Here is a 16,489-nt window from a genome sequence, read left to right on the forward strand (position 1 = left end):
GCGGACCATGGATCCTGAAACAAGTTCAGGATGACGATGCTGGAAATGTCGTGCTTCGCTCGATCCCCGTCATCAGAGCCGGATCGGCCGCCAGCGGCGCCCCTTCCCGTCGCCGACGCGCTCATGCGCCATTGTGGGCCGCGCGGCGCGCCGCTAAAGCAGCGCGCGTGACCGCGCTTCCTCCCCGCATCGCCGCTTTCGCCGACCGCCGGCCCAAGGCGCTGGCCCTCCTCGCCGGTGCGCTATCCGCCACCGGCTTCGCCCCGCTCCACCTGTGGCCGCTGACCTTGCTCGCGCTGGCGGGCCTGATGGCGCTGGTCGCACGCAGCGCGAAAGGATCGGGCGCGCTGGGGATCGGCTGGGCGTTCGGGGTCGGGCATTTCACGATCGGCCTGAACTGGATCGCCACCGCCTTCACCTATCAGGCGGCGATGCCCGCTTGGCTCGGCTGGGTCGCGGTCGTGCTGCTGTCGCTGTATCTGGCGGTCTATCCGGCGCTGGCGGCGTGGGGGGCGTGGGCTGTGCAAAGATACGTCGTCCCCGCGCAGGCGGGGACCGCGGGAAGCAAAGAACCGGGGCGCGGTGCAAAACCGACGGCCGCCCCCGCCTGCGCGGGGGCGACGCTCTCCTTCATCCTCGCCTTCGCGGCGCTGTGGACGCTGACCGAATGGCTGCGCAGCTGGGTGTTTACGGGGTTTGCGTGGAATCCGCTCGGCGCCGTGCTCGGCTCCACGCTGGTTCCCAACATCTTCCTGCCGGGCATCGGCACCTATGGCTTTTCGGCGCTCGTCGTCCTGCTGGCGGCCTGGGCGAGCCATGCCCTCGCTTATGTCACCACCGCATCGCGCCGGGCCAGGCCCAAGTCGGGAACGTGGATCGCGATCGGCTTCTTCGGCCTCTTCGTTCTCCCGACCATCGCCGCTGTGCTGTTTCCCGCGATCCTGCCCGCCCCGCCCCGCCCGGCGCAAGGGATCCCCATCACCGTCGTCCAGCCGAACGTCGGCCAGCAGGACAAATGGGAGGGCAGCAAGGCCGACCTCAATTTCGAAAAGCTGGCGCGGCTGACCACGCCGAAATCCGCGGAACCGCGCCTGATCCTGTGGCCCGAGGCGGCGGTGCCCGACTATCTGGAGACCGGCTATCCGCTCGTCTATTACGACCGCTCGCCCGCCGCTGCGCGCGCGCGGTTGACGGCGCTAATGAACGCGCAAGACGTGATGCTGCTCGGCGCGCTCAAACTCGAACTCGACAGGGCCGGGGACGCGATCGGAGCGCGCAATGCGGTGATGACCGTCCATGCCGACGGCACGCTCGGCCCGCGCTACGACAAGGCGCACCTCGTCCCCTACGGAGAATATCTGCCGATGCGCCCGATCCTGTCGGCGATCGGCCTGTCGCGCCTCGCGCCCGGCGACATCGATTTCTGGCCCGGCCCCGGCCCGCATACGCTCGACCTCGGCCGCTTCGGCAAGGCGGGCTTGCAAATCTGCTATGAAATCATCTTCTCGGGCCAGGTCGTCGACCGCGCGCATCGCCCCGATTTCATCTTCAACCCGTCGAACGACGCCTGGTTCGGCGGCTGGGGTCCGCCGCAGCATCTGGCGCAGGCGCGGCTGCGCGCGATCGAGGAGGGGCTGCCCGTCATCCGCGCGACCCCGACCGGGATCAGCGCGGTGATCGACGCCGACGGGCGCATCCTCGATTCGGTTCCGATGCACAAGGCGGGGCGTATCGACACCGTCGTTCCGAAGGCGCACGCCCCGACCTTGTTCGCGCGGTACGGCAACGCGCTGCCCGTCGCCTTCGCGCTGCTGCTGCTCGCGGCCGCCATTGCCTTTCGGCGGCGCGGGCGCTAACAGCGCCCCCGACATAAAGCTTCCTTTATATTCGTTCCAAGAAGGCTCCCATGCGCAACAGTTTCCTCTTCACCTCCGAAAGCGTGTCCGAAGGCCATCCCGACAAGGTCGCCGACCAGATCAGCGATTCGATCGTCGACTTGTTCCTGTCGAAGGATCCGGAAGCGCGCGTCGCATGTGAAACGCTGACCACGACCCAGCTTGTCGTGCTCGCGGGCGAAATCCGCTGCAAGGGCGTGTTCGAGAATGACGAATGGGCGCCGGGCGCGCTCGACGAGATCGAGGCGACCGTGCGCCGGACCGTGAAAGAGATCGGCTACGAACAGTCGGGCTTCCACTGGAACGAGTTCCGCTTCGAGAATAATCTGCACGCCCAGTCGGCTCACATCGCGCAGGGCGTCGATGAGGGCGCCGACAAGGACGAAGGCGCCGGCGACCAGGGGATCATGTTCGGCTATGCCAGCGACGAAACCCCCGACCTGATGCCCGCGACGCTCGATTACAGCCACAAGATCCTCGAGCGCATGGCCGCCGACCGCAAAGCGGGGATCGCGCCCTTCCTCGAGCCCGATGCGAAGAGCCAGGTTACGCTGCGCTACGCCAACGAGCGTCCGGTCGAGGCGACCGCGATCGTCGTATCGACCCAGCACGCGCCGGGCTATTATTTCCATGGCGGCGAGGGCGACGAGGCAAAGTATCTCGAGCTCAGGAAATATGTGCTCGGCGTGATCGCCGACGTCATGCCCGCGGAACTGCTGACCGCGAACACCGTCTATCACATCAATCCCACGGGCCGCTTCGAGATCGGCGGGCCCGACGGCGACGCAGGGCTCACCGGCCGCAAGATCATCGTCGACACCTACGGCGGCGCCAGCCCGCACGGCGGCGGCGCGTTCAGCGGCAAGGATCCGACCAAGGTCGACCGTTCGGCGGCATACATCACGCGCTACCTTGCCAAGAATATCGTTGCCGCAGGGCTAGCCCGCCGCTGCACCATCCAATTGAGCTATGCGATCGGCGTCGCCGAGCCGCTGTCGATCTATGTCGACCTCCACGGCACCGCCGCCGAGGGGGTGACCGAGGCGGCGCTCGAAGCCGCGATCCCGCAGCTCGTCCGCCTGACCCCGAAGGGCATCCGCACCCACCTCGGCCTCAACAAGCCGATCTACCGGCAGACGGCGGCCTACGGCCACTTCGGCCGCACCGCCGAGGGCGACGCCTTTCCGTGGGAGCGCACCGACCTCGTCGAAAGGCTCAAGGCCGCGCTCGCCGTTTGACGGCCTTGCCCGCGCCCGCAGCCAAGGCTAGGGCGCGCGGTATGACTGCGTATAAATCCGGCGATCCGACGACCCTCAACCGCCTCTATGGCCGTGCGCAGGGCCGGCCCTTGCGCGCGGGCCAGCAGGATCTGGTCGACCATCTGCTCCCGCAGATCGCGGTGCCCGCCGAGGGGCCGGTGACCGCGGAGATCCTGTTCGGTCACGACCGCCCGCTGCATTTCGAGATCGGCTTCGGCGGCGGCGAGCATATGGCGGGGCGCGCTGACATGTTGCCCGACCATGGCTTCATCGGCGCCGAGCCGTTCGTCAACGGCGTCGCGCAGGCGCTCGTTCACATCTCGGGCGATCCCCATCTTGCGGGGAAAGGGGGCGCCCGTCCGCCGCTCGGCAATGTCCGCATCCACCATGGCGACGCGCTGGAGGTGCTGCGCCGGATTCCCGACGGCGCGCTGAGCTTCGCCTATCTGCTCCACCCCGACCCCTGGCCGAAGGCGCGCCACGCGAAACGGCGGATGATGAACGACGGCCCGGTCGACCTGATCGCCGCGAAGCTGAAGCCCGGCGGCGAATTCCGCTTCGGCACCGATCACCCGGTCTATCTCGCGCACGCGCTGATGGTGATGCGCCGCCACCGTCACCAGTTCGAATGGCTGGCGAAGGGCGCAAAGGATTTTCTCGTCCGCCCCGGCGGCTGGCCCGAGACGCGCTACGAAGCCAAGGCCCGCGCGCAGGGGCACGAAGTCTGGTATTTCCGCTGGAGGCGTAAATAAGAGAGCTATAGAGTTGAAAAGGCTAGTTTTTTCTAGGCCTTCCCTGTGCTATCTTTTCCCCAATTACGCGGCAATTTCCGTCACGGTGATTGCCCGGTGATTGCTGGAAACGCCGTATTGGGAGACCCATTTATGGCACGCGGAAAGATCACGAAACGCTCTATCGATGCTCTCATCGCGAGTAGCGAAAATGACATCCTCTGGGATGATAGCATAAGAGGCTTCGGCGCCAAGCGAACAAAATCGGGGGCCGTATCATACGTCCTGCAATTTCGAATGGGCGGACGAGAATCAAAGACCCGCCGATATACGATCGGCAGTCACGGCTCGCCTTGGAGCCCAAGCACGGCGAGAGCCGAAGCGGAGCGGCTGTTCATTCTAGTCGCCCAAGGCACGGATCCAGGAGAGGCGGAGCGGCAGCGCCGGCGTGAGGCGGTCGATCTGGCATTCGACAATTATGCCGATCGATTTGTCGACTCTTGCGTTGGCAAAGGTTGGAAGCGGCTCGCGGAGCAAAGCCTGAGACTCCATGTGAAGCCGGTGTTGAGCTCAAAGCCCCTGCCGCGGCTTGTTCGGTCCGATATTATTGCAGTGATGGACCGAATGCCGAGGGAGCAGATAGGCAATATCCGAAACGTCTTTGCCGTGATGCGCCGGCTCTTTCGCTGGGCTGTGAGCCGTGGGGACATCGACCGCAGCCCGATGGAAGGAATGGAGACTCCGCCTGCCGTTACCCCGCGCGACCGCTGGCTGTCGGACCAAGAGCTCGCCCGCGTCTGGCTCGCGGCGCCGCACACGCACCATTGCTTCGGCCCTATCATTCGGCTGCTGATCGTCACTGGACAGCGACGAGAGGAAGTTTCGTCACTTCGCTGGGAGGAGGTCGACCAAGTCGCGCGTATGTGGACCTTGCCAAAGGAACGGGCAAAGAATGGCAAGTCGAACCAGATACCACTGAACGATCTGGCCGTTGCCGTTCTGGATCAGGTAGCTGGCGCAGCAAAATGGCCGCGTGCCGGGAAGCTGTTCGCGACGGCGCGCGGAGGCGCTTTCACGGGCTACAGCAAGGGCAAAGACAAGCTGGTTTCGCTCTTATCGCAGGACGGCGGCGAGCCCGTGCCCGACTGGCGTCTGCATGACCTGAGGCGCACGCTCGCAACAGGGTTTCAGAGGCTCGGGATTCGCTTCGAGGTTACCGAGGCTGTGCTGAACCATGTGGGCGGTTCGCGTGCGGGTGTAGCCGGAATATATCAGCGCCATGATTGGAAGGAAGAAAAGCAGGAAGCGCTAAAACTGTGGAATGATCATGTTTTCTCGGCCATCCAGGCAGCAACGACTGCCATGCGTGCTTTTCCGCAGCCTGGTCCAGCTTCGGACCCGTCCGTCCGTCAATGATCTCGCGCCAACCACGCATCGCGCAGTGGCGAGATACAACGCCGACTGGTCCTCAACACCAGGAAGGTTGAAAAAGTGCCCGCCCGACGAAGACGCGGGCGGGCAGGAATGAAGGTCTAGCCCTTGCAAGAAAGGCGAGCTCTTCTGGGTCGCCCAGCGCCCTTAGGCGCCGCCCTTGCCTGCCGATTGTATGAAAACGCCAAAAGCGACCCGCATGATGCGGAATGCAACCCTCAGCGCTGCCGCCGCGCAGTCGCGAACCCGCGGTCGGTCGAAATGAAACGCTCGATCATTGGGACCGCAATCTTCTCGGGCGCCAGCGGCTCGGCGAGGCCCGTGGCCTTCGCGTGAATCTCGGCATAGACGAGCAGATCGCGGTGCAGCCGTCCCGGAACCTCGATCGTCAATTTGACCGGCTTGTCATCGGCAATCGGTCCAAGGCGAAGGCGGCTCATCCTTTGCTCCCCTTTTCAAACACAAGGTCGCGCGTCACGATGACGCGTAGTGGATGGCCTGGGCGGATGGTGAGCGTTGGCGGCACCTTCATCTCGCGCTCCACGATCCGCTGACCCGCCTGGTTCACGCTGTCTTGCGCCCCGTCCCGGAACGCCCGAAGCAGGGCGTCATCGCCGCCCGATCCCGTTTCGACACCGATGCCGAGCAAGGTCGATATCAGCGCGGCGCGCAAGACCCGACCCCAATGATGGTCGGTGCGATCGGCGAGGCCTGCCCGGCCCGACGCGTCGGCCCCTGGCTGGCGATGGAGCGCGAGCGAACGGCCGCCCGGAAGGATGAGCCTCTCCCAGACGAGCAGCACCCGGTTCTGCCCGTCAGCGATCTCGCTGTCATATTCGCCGATCAGCCGAGCACCCTGCGGGATCAGCAGGATGCGCCCGGTGGGGCTGTCATAGACATTCTGCGTCACCTGCGCCGTGACCTGCCCCGGGAGGTCGGAGCGGATGCCGGTGATGAGCGCGGCCGGAATCACACTGCCCGCCTGAACCACATTGGGCGACGAGGGCGCGACGATCCGCGCCGCGCTTTCCGTCGGCCGCGCACTGTCGCCACCGAGGAAATCCCTCCGCTTTCCGGCCGACGTTTGAGCGGATTGCGGATTGCCGGGCGCAGGTGGCAGTGCCGTATCGCTCAAGACCGGCACAGGCGATGGAAGAGATGCCCCGCCACCAAGAAATATCTGGCTGGCCCGCGCACTGTCGCGCTCCTGTGCTACCCTCGCGCGTGCCTGTTCGGCGGCAGCAGTCCGGGAGTCAGTATGCGGCGCGCCTATCGGGGGCATGGGTACCGCCTCGCCTTTCTCGCGCGCCGCGAGGATCGGTCTCCCGAGGTCGCCGGGGAGCGGGTCGCCGAGCTTTGGAATCTTGTCATAATCACCCGGCGCACCGGTCACGAGTTCGGACCGGTTTGCGCGATCGCTGTTATAGAGGTTTTCTGCTTGCTTCGGTTTCGCCGACTGCAGTGCGTAGAGTAGCGCGCCGCCAATCGCGATGCCCGCGGCACCGCCCATGATGGCAAGCGCTTTGCGAGAAAGACGCACGACCTTCGGCGGTTCAGCGCCGAGCCGGAAAGCTTTGGCACCGGAGGAGGGGGCTGCTGCGGGCTCGGCCACAATCGCATCGTCTCGTTCCGGCCCGTTCATGAGCGGTCCCCGCCGCGCGGGCCGCGTTCGATGATCACCTTGCGCGCGGCGCGGCCGGCACCCATCCGCAGTTCGCCGCGCTCGAACAGCCGGTCGACGATCATGTAGCGTCCCTGGACGCGGTAGTTGAGAAGCTCCGCCTCTCCTTTCGCACCGGTGGCGAACAGCGGCGGCATCTCGCCTGTCGCGATATCTTCGCCGAATTCCACGAAGGTCTGTCGTCCGTCGTCGAAAACCCGGACCGGGCGCCACCCGGGCTTGTCGCCAGAGAGCCGATAGCGAAAGTTGAGGGCGCCGAGGTCGAGCCCCGCCGCGACCGGTGCGGTCCGCTCGCGCTCCGCTTCGGCCATGCGCAGTGCGATGAGCTCGGCTTCCGGATAGGACCAGGACACCGATGCCATATAAGTTGCGGGCGTTGCGCGCAGCTCGATATGATAGGTCCGCCTGCTCGTGTTGATGACGATATTCGTCATGATATCGGGCCGCGTCGGCTTCACCAGGATATGTACCCGGCGGCTGGCTCCGCTGCCGCTCACAGTGTCGCCGATGATCCAGCGGACCGTATCGCCGGCGGCAACGGGTCCCGGCCCGACGAGCTCCTCACCCTCCTGCAGCACGATATCGGTGACCTGCCCCGGCGATGCGTAAACCTGGTAGAGTGCCCCTTCGGCCCAGGCATATCTCTGGATAGCATTGAGGAAGGTGGCCCGATCGGGCTGGACACGAGCGGCATCATTCGCGCGACCGACATTCTGGCGCGGATCGCGGCTTTCAGCGGCAATCGAAGGCGACGAGAGACCAAGCAAGGCGGCGCCGGCGAGAAGAAATTCGGGGGAAACGGGCTTCATTGATTGAGCTCCTTGGACCATGAAATAGCGGACACAAAAACGCCGAGCGGATTGCGGCGCAGCGCGTCCGGGGTGCGCGGCGGTACATGGGTGACGGTGAGGATGGCGGACCAGCGCGACGTCTCGATCAGGCTGCCTTCCTGATAGCGGCGCTCGGTCCAGGCGATCCGGAAGCTGTCCTTCGAAGCGCGGATCACGCTCGACACATCGACCGCGACCTGGACCTTGCCGACCTCCGCGAAGGGGTCGTTATTGCGCGCATGGTCGTTGAGCGCCTGGGCGCCCGTCGCCGTGGTGAAATCATAGGCCGAAAGCCAGTCCTTGCGCAGCACGACCGGATCGGCGGGGATCGAGCGAACATGCTCGATGAAACGCGCGAGGTGAAAGGCGGTCTGCGGGTCAGTTGGCTGATAATCCCCGTCCGCCGGGGCGACCGCGCGAGCCTCGCCGAGTTTGTCGACTTCGACCACCCAGGGCGTGATCGTACCGCGCGCCGAATGCCAGACGAGGCCGCCGGCGAGACCGCCCGAGAGGAGGAGCGAACCGAAAAAGGCGAGGCGCCAGTTCTTCGCCTGCACCCGCGCCGAACCGATGCGATCGTCCCAGACCTGCGCGGCGCGCTGATAGGGCGTGACGGGTTCCGGCGTGCGGCCATAATGATTGCTGGGTCTTCTGAACATGTTCGATCAGTCCTTTTCGCTGATGTCGGGAGCCGAGCCGCCGCCATGGCTGTCGCCGCCCTTCAAGGTGTGGGCACCGATGGTCGCACCCTGCGTCATCATCTGGCGGCGGCGCATCGCGGCCGCCCATGCGGGAGGGCCGTCGGCAGGCCGGGAAGGCGCAGCGATCTCGGCGGACCCGCTGCGCCCGGCGTCGAAGTCGGTTCGCAGCTTCTCCGCGGCGCGCCGAAGCGGCGATGCCGCGCCGCTCGCGGCCGTGCGTGCGACATTGGCCAAGCCGGAACCGACCGCCCCTGCCCCGCTCTTCCCGGCCGCTCCGGCTGAATAGGCCGCGGAGACGCTGCCAGCCCCGCGCGCGCCCGCTGCGGCGGTGCTGCGCGCCGCGGTGGCTGCCGCTCCGCCAGCGAGCGTCGCGCCGGCCGCACCGGCGGCGAGCGTGGCGCCCGCCGCTACAGTCGTCCCTGCCGCCGCACCGGCTCCGAGCTGCGGCCCGCCCGCGACGATGCCGTTGGCGATGCTAGGTCCGAAAATGCCGAGGCCGAGCAGCGTCAGTGCCCCGAGCGCGATCGCCATTGCCTGCTCGATATCGGGCTCGGGGCCAATGCCGGCCTCGAGGAACCGATCGAACAGCGTCGTCCCGATGCCGGTGATCACGGCGAGAACCAGCACCTTGATGCCGGATGACACAATATGCCCGAGCACGCGCTCGGCCATGAAGGCCGTCCGTCCGAAGAAGGCGAAGGGGATAAGGACGAAGCCCGCAAGCGTCACGAGCTTGAATTCGAGGATCGTCACGAAGACCTGCACCGCGAGGATGAAGAAGGCGAGCACCACGATCACCCAGGCGACGAGCAGGATCAGGATCTGGACGAAATTGGTGAAGAGACCCACCGGCCCCAGAAGATCGGCCGATGCGTCGAGCAGGGGCTCGGCGGCATCGAGCCCGGTCGCCGCGACGAAACCCGGACGCATGAAGTCGCCGATCGCCATGGCGCCGCCGCTCGCTTTCAGGCCAAGCCCAGCGAAACTTTCGAGCATGATCGTCGCCAGGCTCTGGAAATTGCCGATAATGAAGGCGAAGACGCCGATATAGAGCGTCTTCTTGACGAGACGCTGGAGGATGTCCTCGTCGGCGCCCCACGCCCAGAAGAGCGCCGCGATCGTTACGTCGATGACGATCAGCGTCGAGGACAAGAAGCCGACCTCACCGCCGAGCAGCCCGAAGCCGCTGTCGATATAGGTCGAGAAGACCGACAGGAATTGATCGATTACCCCGGTGTCGTTCATTTTTCGTCCTTCTCTTGACCGAAGAAGTGGCGGCGCTTCGTCTCCCAAACCGCCTCGCATTCCGCATCGGCAACAGTGACCGTGCGGCAGCGGCGGAGCGTCTCGGCAAGCTCGGGGCGTGCGCCCGCTTCGGAGGTCCGAGGGGGAGCGGACGCATGCGGCGCGGGCGGGTCAACCGCAGCCAGAAGCGCAAGCGTCAGCGCCATCCCGCCGACGATCGCTCCGGCGACGAGCTTCCCCGCCCGGCCCATTTCAATTGCCCTTGCGGAAGCGGCGGAAGCGTTCGCGCCCTTCGGCCTCGGTCGCCGCGGCGCGCGCTGCATCGAGCATTTCGGCGCGGCCCTGCGCCGCGATCGCGGCGGCGAGGTCGCCGAGCTGCTGCGACTGGAGCGCGAGCAGCTGGTTGCCCGCCTGCGCCGCCTGCAGCGCGCCGCTCGCCGACTGGCTGGCGGTGACGAGCGTCGAGATCGACTGGCGCGCCGCGCCCATATTGGTGACGACGCCGGCCTGCACCTTCATCGCGTCCTGGAAGGCGCCGACGCTGTCGTTCCAGCGCGCCTCGGCATTGGCGACGAGCGCCGCTTGCGGCCTCGACAGCGCTGCGCCCTTGTAGCGGGCATCGAACGCCTTCTGGATATCGGCGACGTCGAAGGCGATGCGCTGCGCCTCGCCCAATAGCTCGCGCGTGCGGTCGACCTGGCCCTGCAGCTCCTGCAGCGTCGAGGTCGGCAGGCTCTGGAGATTGCGTGCCTCGTTGACGAGCGAGGTCGCCTGGTTCTGGAGCTGCTTGATCTGGTTGTTTATCTGCTCGAGCGTGCGCGCGGCGGTCAGGATATTCTGGGCATAGTTGCGCGGGTCGTGGACGATCCCGCCGATCTGCGCCGCGGCAGGCGCGATCATCGAACCGGCGGGCAGCATCGCGGCCGCGATCAGACCGGCCAGCGCCGCATGGCGATAGAGATTCTTCTTCATCAACTTCACTCCTTCAGGGGGCTGCGATTTCGAGATTGCCGAGCAGGTCGGCGGCCCAGGTCAGGCCGCGGTGGCGGAGCCAGGCGGCGGCGAACTGCTGTTGGCCATGCGCGGCGATGAGTTCGCCGATGCGGATCTGGTCGGATTTCGAGGATGCGGCTGCGAAAGCGAGCGCGATGTCGCCGAGACCAAGGTCGAACAGGCGGTTGCCGCGCCGCGACTGGCAATAATAATCGCGCTTCGGCGTCGCCCGGCTCAGGATTTCGATCTGCCGGTGGTTGAGCCCGAAGCGCTCGTAGACTCGCGCGATCTGCGGCTCCGCCGCGCGCTCGTTCGGCAGAAATATCCGGGTCGGGCAGCTCTCGATGATCGCGGGGGCGATCGAGGAGCTTTCGATATCGGCGAGGCTCTGCGTCGCGAAGATCACGCTCGCATTCTTCTTGCGCAGCGTTTTAAGCCATTCGCGCAGCTGAGCCGCGAAGGCCGGGCTATCGAGCACGAGCCATCCTTCGTCGATTATGATGAGCGTCGGCGAGCCGTCGAGGCGGCCTTCGATCCGGTGGAACAGATAGGACAGCACCGTCGCGGCCGACGAGGCGCCGACGAGACCCTCGGTTTCGAGCGCCTGCACGCGCGCGGAGCCGAGATGCTCCGCCTCGGCGTCGAGCAGGCGGCCCCAGGGACCGCCAACCAGATAGGGTGCGAGCGCGAGCTTCAGCTCCTGCGACTGGAGCAAGACAGCGAGGCCGGTGAGCGTGCGCTCGGCGACCGGCGCGGTCGCGAGCGAGGTCAGCGCCGACCAGATATGTTCCTTTTCCACAGGACCCGCCGCGACGCCCTCGCCGGCAAGAAGCGCCGCGAGCCATTCGGACGCCCATGCGCGCTCGGCTGCCTCGTCGATCCGCGCCAGCGGCTGCAGCGCGACCGACCCGTCGCTGCCCGCATCATGAAGGGCGCCACCGAGATCCTGCCAGTCGCCACCCATGCCGAGTGCGGCGGCGCGGATCGAGCCGCCATAATCGAAGGCGAAGATCTGGCTTCCCTCGTAGCGCCGGAACTGCATCGCCATGAGCGCGAGGAGCACGGACTTGCCGGCGCCGGTCGGCCCGACGACGAGACAATGGCCGACGTCGCCGACATGAAGCGAAAGGCGGAACGGGGTCGAGCCTTCGGTCTTGCCGTACAGCAAGGGGGCATCACCAAAATGCTCGTCCCGTTCCGCCCCCGCCCACACTGCCGAGAGGGGGACGAGGTGGGCGAGATTGAGGGTCGAAATGGGGGGCTGGCGCACATTGGCATAGACTTGGCCGGGCAGGCTCCCGAACCAGGCCTCGAGCGCGTTTACGCCCTCGATCATGCAGGTGAAGTCGCGGCTCTGGATGATCTTCTCGACGAGCCGAAGCTTTTCGGCCGCGAGGGCAGGATCGCGGTCCCACACGGTGATCGTCGCCGTCACATAGGCGATGCCCGCCTCGTCGGCGCCGAGCTCCTGCAGCGCCATGTCGGCGTCGGCGGCCTTGTTCGACGCATCACTGTCCGTCAGGACCGAGGCCTCGTTGGTCATAACCTCCTTGAGGATCGCGGCGACCGACTTGCGCTTCGCGAACCATTGCCGCCGGATCTTCGTCAGCAGCCTGGTCGCATCGGTCTTGTCGAGCATGATCGCGCGCGACGACCAGCGATAGCCGAAAGCCTGCCGGTTCAATTCGTCGAGCAGGCCCGGGAAGGTGACGCTCGGGAAGCCGGTGATGGTGAGCGTGCGCAAGTGATGCTCGCCGAGCCGCGGCTCGAGGCCGCCGACGAGCGCCTCGTCGGCGAGCAGCGCGTCGAGATAGGCCGGCGTCTCGGGCACGCGGACGCGCTGGGTCTTGGTCGAGATGCAGCTGTGGAGATAGGTCAGCGTCTCGCCGTCATTCAGCCATTCGGCCTCGGGCATGAAGCCCTCGACGAGATGGAGTACGCGGCCCGTGCGGTCGATAAAGCCCGCGAGCAGCTCCTTCGGATCGACGCCCGCCTTCGAGCGCCCCTCGTACAGCCAGGCCTCGGCACGCGCGGCCTCCTCGGCGGGCGGCATCCAGAGCAGGGTCAGATAATAGAAGCTCTCGAAATGCGCCCCTTCCTCGCGAAACTGCTCGCGGCGCTCGACGTCGACGAGCTCCGACACGACATCGGGAAATTCCGAGACGGGATAGGAGATGGCAGGCACACGCTGCGCCTCGACGAACACCGCCCATCCCGATCCCAGACGCCGGAGCGTACTGTTGAGCCGCGAAGTGACCGCGACGAGTTCGGCGGACGTGGCGCTGTCGAGGTCGGGCCCGCGAAAGCGCGCCGTGCGCTGGAAGGAGCCGTCCTTGTTCAGCACCACGCCCTCCGCCACCAGGCAGACCCAAGGGAGAAAATCGGCGAGGCGGGCGGATTTCGATCGATATTCGGACAGGTTCATCATGCTTGCATCCAGACGGGATATTTGAGGTGACGCCGGGCGACGTCGACGAAGGCGGGGTCGCGGCGGGCGGCCCAGACCGAGAGCAGATGGCCGACCGCCCAGAGGACGAGGCCGACGAGCCAGAGGCGAAGACCGAGACCGACCGCGCCGGCGAGGGTGCCGTTGACGATCGCGAGCGACCGCGGCGCACCGCCCAGCAGGATGGGCTCGGCCAGCGCCCGGTGCACCGGCGCGAAATAGCCCGGCACCTCCTCTTCCCGGCCCATCAGACGAGCGCTCCGCCGCCGAAGGAGAAGAAGGAGAGGAAGAAGCTCGAGGCGGCGAAGGCGATCGACAGGCCGAAGACGATCTGGACCAGCCGGCGGAAGCCGCCCGAGGTGTCGCCGAAGGCGAGGCTGAGCCCGGTCACGATGATGATGATTACCGCCACGATCTTCGCCACCGGCCCCTCGATGCTCTCGAGGATCGACTGCAGCGGGGCCTCCCACGGCATCGAGGAGCCGCCCGCCTGCGCGGGCGCCGACACGGCGAGCGCGACGAAGAGTGCGGTCGAGGCGAGCATGGCGCGGCGGGCGCCATGCCGGAGGGCATGGATCATCGATTGTCTCCTTCGGGGGTGATGAGGTGCGTGAGGCGATATTCGAGGGTCAGCCGGTCGAACCCGTCGACGCGCGCGAGTTCGGCGAGGCGCCGCCCGGTCCCGTCACGGACGAGCACGGCGACGAGATGGATCGTCTCGGCAAGCAGCGCGCGCGGGACGGTGACCACGGCCTCCTGGATCAGCTGTTCCATGCGGCGGAGCGCGCCGAGCGCGCTCCCGGCGTGGATCGTGCCGACGCCGCCGGGATGGCCGGTGCCCCATGCCTTCAGAAGATCGAGCGCCTCGGCGCCGCGAACCTCGCCGATGGGGATGCGATCGGGCCGGAGGCGCAGCGACGAGCGGACGAGGTCGGAGAGCGAGGCGACTCCATCCTTGGTGCGCATCGCGACGAGATTGGGCGCGGCGCACTGCAACTCGCGCGTATCCTCGATGAGCACGATCCGGTCGCTGCTGCCCGCGATCTCGGCGAGCAGGGCATTGGTCAGCGTCGTCTTGCCGGTGCCGGTACCGCCGGCGACCAGGATATTCAGCCGGTCGCGCACGCCGGCGCGCAGTATGTCGGCCGCACCGGCAGACATGATCCCCGAGGCGACATAGTCACCGAGCGTGAAGACGGCGATCGCCGGCTTGCGGATGGCGAAGGTCGGTGCGGCGACGACCGGCGGCAGCAGGCCTTCGAAGCGCTCGCCCCCGTCGGGAAGCTCGGCCGAGACGCGCGGCGCCGCGCCATGCACTTCGGCCCCGACGTGATGGGCTACGAGACGGATGATGCGCTCGCCGTCGGCTGCGGACAGCGTTTCACCGCTATCCTCGATGCCCCGTCCGAGCCGGTCGACCCAGAGCCGCCCATCGGGATTGAGCATGATCTCGATGACGTCGCGATCGGCAAGCCATTCCGCGATCGCGCCGCCCATCGCGGTGCGAAGCATACGCGCGCTGCGATGACATGCCTCCAGCCGGATCGGTTCTGCGCCCATCGGGATCCCCATTTCATGAGGCCGGGCAACGGCGCCCGGCGCGACGGGGACGAGTAAGAGACGCACGAGCCGCGCAAATTCAACAGCGATCTTCCCGGATCGAAGGATGGCAAAGAAAGACAGGCCGTGGCGTAGGCGCTGCGCGCGTAACATGCGGCAAGCAAGTGTGAATTCCGATCGGCGGCTTGTGCGAATCGCGAATTTGACGACAGTGCCCGGATGACTGATTCGGGGTCGCAGCCGTCAGAGGATGCCGTGTGCTGGGCAAGGCTCACGGACAAGCAGCGTGCGTGCCTCGATCTCTTGCTCGAGCATCAGACATCGAAGCAGATCGCGCGGCGGCTCGATATCTCGAAGCAGGCCGTCGATCTCAGGCTCACGACCGCGCGAGACATATTGGGCGCAGCCAACCGGGCCGAGGCGGCCCTTCGTTATGCGCGCCTCAAACAGATCTATGACCGGATACCATGTGACGCGATCATACTACCGGAAGAACCCCGGCTGGTGCCATCCGACTTCCCGAACGGGGAGCTGGCTGCGATGGCGCTTCAACACAGCGCGTCACATACCGAACAACCGGTAGCGGTCGGTTCTCCGTTCAAGGGTCTCTGGAGGCACGATCATCCCGGTCGGAACAGAGTGTGGATCATGGCGACGATGCTGGTCGTACTGATCCTCCTCATCCTGACAGGGCTGACGATCGGCGAAACGCTGACGCGGCTGATCTCCGGCTGATCCTTTCATCTGTCCACGATCAACGGCCGGAGCGCCCGCTTCCGGAAGAGGAGAAGTCATGTCCAAGGAAATTACGATCACGGCAGCGCGTCTGATCCGCGACGTTCCCGCCGCCGAAGTCCGGGTCGACGACGCGCTCATCGCAGTGTCGACGCTGATGACGAGCGTGGTGACCGCGCGGCGAGACACCGGCGGAGTGCCGGCTACGAAGGGCCAGGCGACGATACGGCGGCTCATGAAAGCGCAGATGGCCTTGGTGGACGTCAGCGGGGACATTCTTCGCATCCATGGCGAACTCGCCGACATCGGGCGCGAGACCGCGGGTTACGATCTTCATGAATGCCCTTCGGTCGCCGGGATCGGAGATGCGACACAAAGGGTAACAGGCTGACGGTTGTTGACCGGGAGCAACGACCATGAAAGTTTGGGAACATGCGCATCGCGTTGTTTCTCGCTTTGCTGGCCATTGCCGTCGGCTATGCCGCGTGGAAGGGCGGCGGACCCGAACGGGTGATGGCGGCGATCGCGGTTGCGATGGTGGGTTCGGACCAGATCCTTCATATCTTCGTGCCGATGAACTTCACCACTGTCGACACCGGTCATCTCGCGATCGACCTTTTTGGCGCCGGGTCCACCGTCGCGCTCGCGATGTTTGCGCATCGCTTCTGGCCCATGTGCATCGCCGTCTTTCATCTGGTCCCGCTCCTCGCGCACATGAGCCGAACATTCGACATGGCGCTGCACCCGGCGGCGTATCTTACGATGCAGGTGGCGACGTCGTGGCCGGTCCCGGCGATCCTCATCCTCGCAACCTGGCGTCACCAGCATCGGCTGGCGCGCGGAGTCAGCGAGCCATCCTGGCTCAATTCGTTGCCACGCTCGATCCGGACAACAGCGAAGCCATAGCCGGCACGCTGCTGGCAGAACATCAGACCCTCGGCCGTCTTCTCGCCCAGTCTCCCGAAGCCCTGGCCCGCACGCT

Annotated in this window: 18 protein-coding genes; 7 read left to right on the forward strand and 11 right to left on the reverse strand. The window is 66.2% G+C overall.

Annotated features, from left to right (window positions below; translation table 11 throughout):
- The first annotated feature begins 167 nt into the window (after positions 1-167).
- The 4 genes from lnt (at position 168) to J1N50_RS07730 (ending at position 5,301) form a co-directional block, all read left to right on the forward strand.
- Positions 168-1,856: an apolipoprotein N-acyltransferase gene (gene lnt / locus J1N50_RS07715; protein ID WP_215352240.1), complete on the forward strand. Its 1,689-nt coding sequence runs from the start codon at positions 168-170 to the stop codon at positions 1,854-1,856.
- A 50-nt stretch (positions 1,857-1,906) separates the two neighbouring features.
- Positions 1,907-3,133: a methionine adenosyltransferase gene (gene metK, locus J1N50_RS07720; protein ID WP_215352242.1), complete on the forward strand. Its 1,227-nt coding sequence runs from the start codon at positions 1,907-1,909 to the stop codon at positions 3,131-3,133.
- 41 nt (positions 3,134-3,174) lie between these two features.
- Complete coding sequence (trmB, locus tag J1N50_RS07725; protein WP_215352244.1) at positions 3,175-3,906, forward strand: tRNA (guanine(46)-N(7))-methyltransferase TrmB; 732 nt, start codon at positions 3,175-3,177, stop codon at positions 3,904-3,906.
- A gap of 132 nt (positions 3,907-4,038) precedes the next feature.
- Complete coding sequence (locus J1N50_RS07730) at positions 4,039-5,301, forward strand: tyrosine-type recombinase/integrase (RefSeq protein WP_215352246.1); 1,263 nt, start codon at positions 4,039-4,041, stop codon at positions 5,299-5,301.
- Between the two features lie 233 nt (positions 5,302-5,534).
- On the opposite strand, the gene J1N50_RS07735 is transcribed toward J1N50_RS07730, so the two are convergent.
- From J1N50_RS07735 to trbB, 11 genes are read right to left on the reverse strand one after another with little or no spacing between them, the layout of a single operon-like run.
- Positions 5,535-5,756 (reverse strand): DUF2274 domain-containing protein, encoded by a 222-nt coding sequence (locus tag J1N50_RS07735; protein ID WP_215352248.1) that lies wholly within the window; start codon positions 5,754-5,756, stop codon positions 5,535-5,537.
- Complete coding sequence (locus J1N50_RS07740; RefSeq protein WP_215352250.1) at positions 5,753-6,958, reverse strand: TraB/TrbI/VirB10 family type IV secretion system protein; 1,206 nt, start codon at positions 6,956-6,958, stop codon at positions 5,753-5,755. Before J1N50_RS07740 ends, J1N50_RS07735 begins: the two co-directional genes overlap by 4 nt.
- On the reverse strand, positions 6,955-7,806 hold the full coding sequence (trbG, locus tag J1N50_RS07745) for a P-type conjugative transfer protein TrbG (protein WP_215352261.1): 852 nt from the start codon (positions 7,804-7,806) through the stop codon (positions 6,955-6,957). Before trbG ends, J1N50_RS07740 begins: the two co-directional genes overlap by 4 nt.
- The gene (gene trbF, locus J1N50_RS07750; RefSeq protein WP_215352263.1) at positions 7,803-8,486 is read right to left on the reverse strand and encodes a conjugal transfer protein TrbF; all 684 of its coding nucleotides are present in this window, start codon (positions 8,484-8,486) and stop codon (positions 7,803-7,805) included. Before trbF ends, trbG begins: the two co-directional genes overlap by 4 nt.
- Positions 8,487-8,492: 6 nt before the next feature.
- Positions 8,493-9,773 carry a P-type conjugative transfer protein TrbL gene (gene trbL, locus J1N50_RS07755; protein WP_215352279.1) on the reverse strand — a complete coding sequence of 427 codons (1,281 nt, stop codon included), beginning with the start codon at positions 9,771-9,773 and terminating at the stop codon, positions 8,493-8,495.
- Positions 9,770-9,979 (reverse strand): putative entry exclusion protein TrbK-alt, encoded by a 210-nt coding sequence (gene trbK-alt / locus J1N50_RS18075; protein WP_215352286.1) that lies wholly within the window; start codon positions 9,977-9,979, stop codon positions 9,770-9,772. Before trbK-alt ends, trbL begins: the two co-directional genes overlap by 4 nt.
- A gap of 46 nt (positions 9,980-10,025) precedes the next feature.
- On the reverse strand, positions 10,026-10,745 hold the full coding sequence (trbJ, locus tag J1N50_RS07765) for a P-type conjugative transfer protein TrbJ (RefSeq protein WP_215352302.1): 720 nt from the start codon (positions 10,743-10,745) through the stop codon (positions 10,026-10,028).
- Between the two features lie 13 nt (positions 10,746-10,758).
- Positions 10,759-13,194: a conjugal transfer protein TrbE gene (gene trbE / locus J1N50_RS07770; RefSeq protein WP_215352304.1), complete on the reverse strand. Its 2,436-nt coding sequence runs from the start codon at positions 13,192-13,194 to the stop codon at positions 10,759-10,761.
- Positions 13,191-13,460 (reverse strand): VirB3 family type IV secretion system protein, encoded by a 270-nt coding sequence (locus J1N50_RS07775; protein WP_215352365.1) that lies wholly within the window; start codon positions 13,458-13,460, stop codon positions 13,191-13,193. Before J1N50_RS07775 ends, trbE begins: the two co-directional genes overlap by 4 nt.
- Positions 13,460-13,792, reverse strand: a complete 333-nt coding sequence (locus tag J1N50_RS07780; RefSeq protein WP_215352367.1) for a TrbC/VirB2 family type IV secretion system protein — start codon at positions 13,790-13,792, stop codon at positions 13,460-13,462. The genes J1N50_RS07775 and J1N50_RS07780 overlap by 1 nt, the downstream gene beginning before the upstream one ends.
- The gene (gene trbB / locus J1N50_RS07785) at positions 13,789-14,772 is read right to left on the reverse strand and encodes a P-type conjugative transfer ATPase TrbB (protein ID WP_215352375.1); all 984 of its coding nucleotides are present in this window, start codon (positions 14,770-14,772) and stop codon (positions 13,789-13,791) included. The genes J1N50_RS07780 and trbB overlap by 4 nt, the downstream gene beginning before the upstream one ends.
- 219 nt (positions 14,773-14,991) lie before the next feature.
- Between trbB and J1N50_RS07790 the strand changes: the two genes are divergently transcribed.
- The 3 genes from J1N50_RS07790 to J1N50_RS17765 are packed head-to-tail and all read left to right on the forward strand — an operon-like array spanning position 14,992 to position 16,413.
- Positions 14,992-15,507: a helix-turn-helix domain-containing protein gene (locus J1N50_RS07790; RefSeq protein ID WP_215352377.1), complete on the forward strand. Its 516-nt coding sequence runs from the start codon at positions 14,992-14,994 to the stop codon at positions 15,505-15,507.
- Positions 15,508-15,565: 58 nt separating this feature from the next.
- Positions 15,566-15,898 carry a hypothetical protein gene (locus tag J1N50_RS07795; RefSeq protein WP_215352379.1) on the forward strand — a complete coding sequence of 111 codons (333 nt, stop codon included), beginning with the start codon at positions 15,566-15,568 and terminating at the stop codon, positions 15,896-15,898.
- A 41-nt stretch (positions 15,899-15,939) separates the two neighbouring features.
- A complete protein-coding gene (locus J1N50_RS17765; RefSeq protein ID WP_246553230.1) occupies positions 15,940-16,413 on the forward strand; it encodes a hypothetical protein in 474 nt (157 codons plus the stop codon).
- Positions 16,414-16,489 lie beyond the last annotated feature (76 nt).

The organism is Sphingopyxis soli (assembly GCF_018682675.1).
Classification (GTDB): domain Bacteria; phylum Pseudomonadota; class Alphaproteobacteria; order Sphingomonadales; family Sphingomonadaceae; genus Sphingopyxis; species Sphingopyxis soli.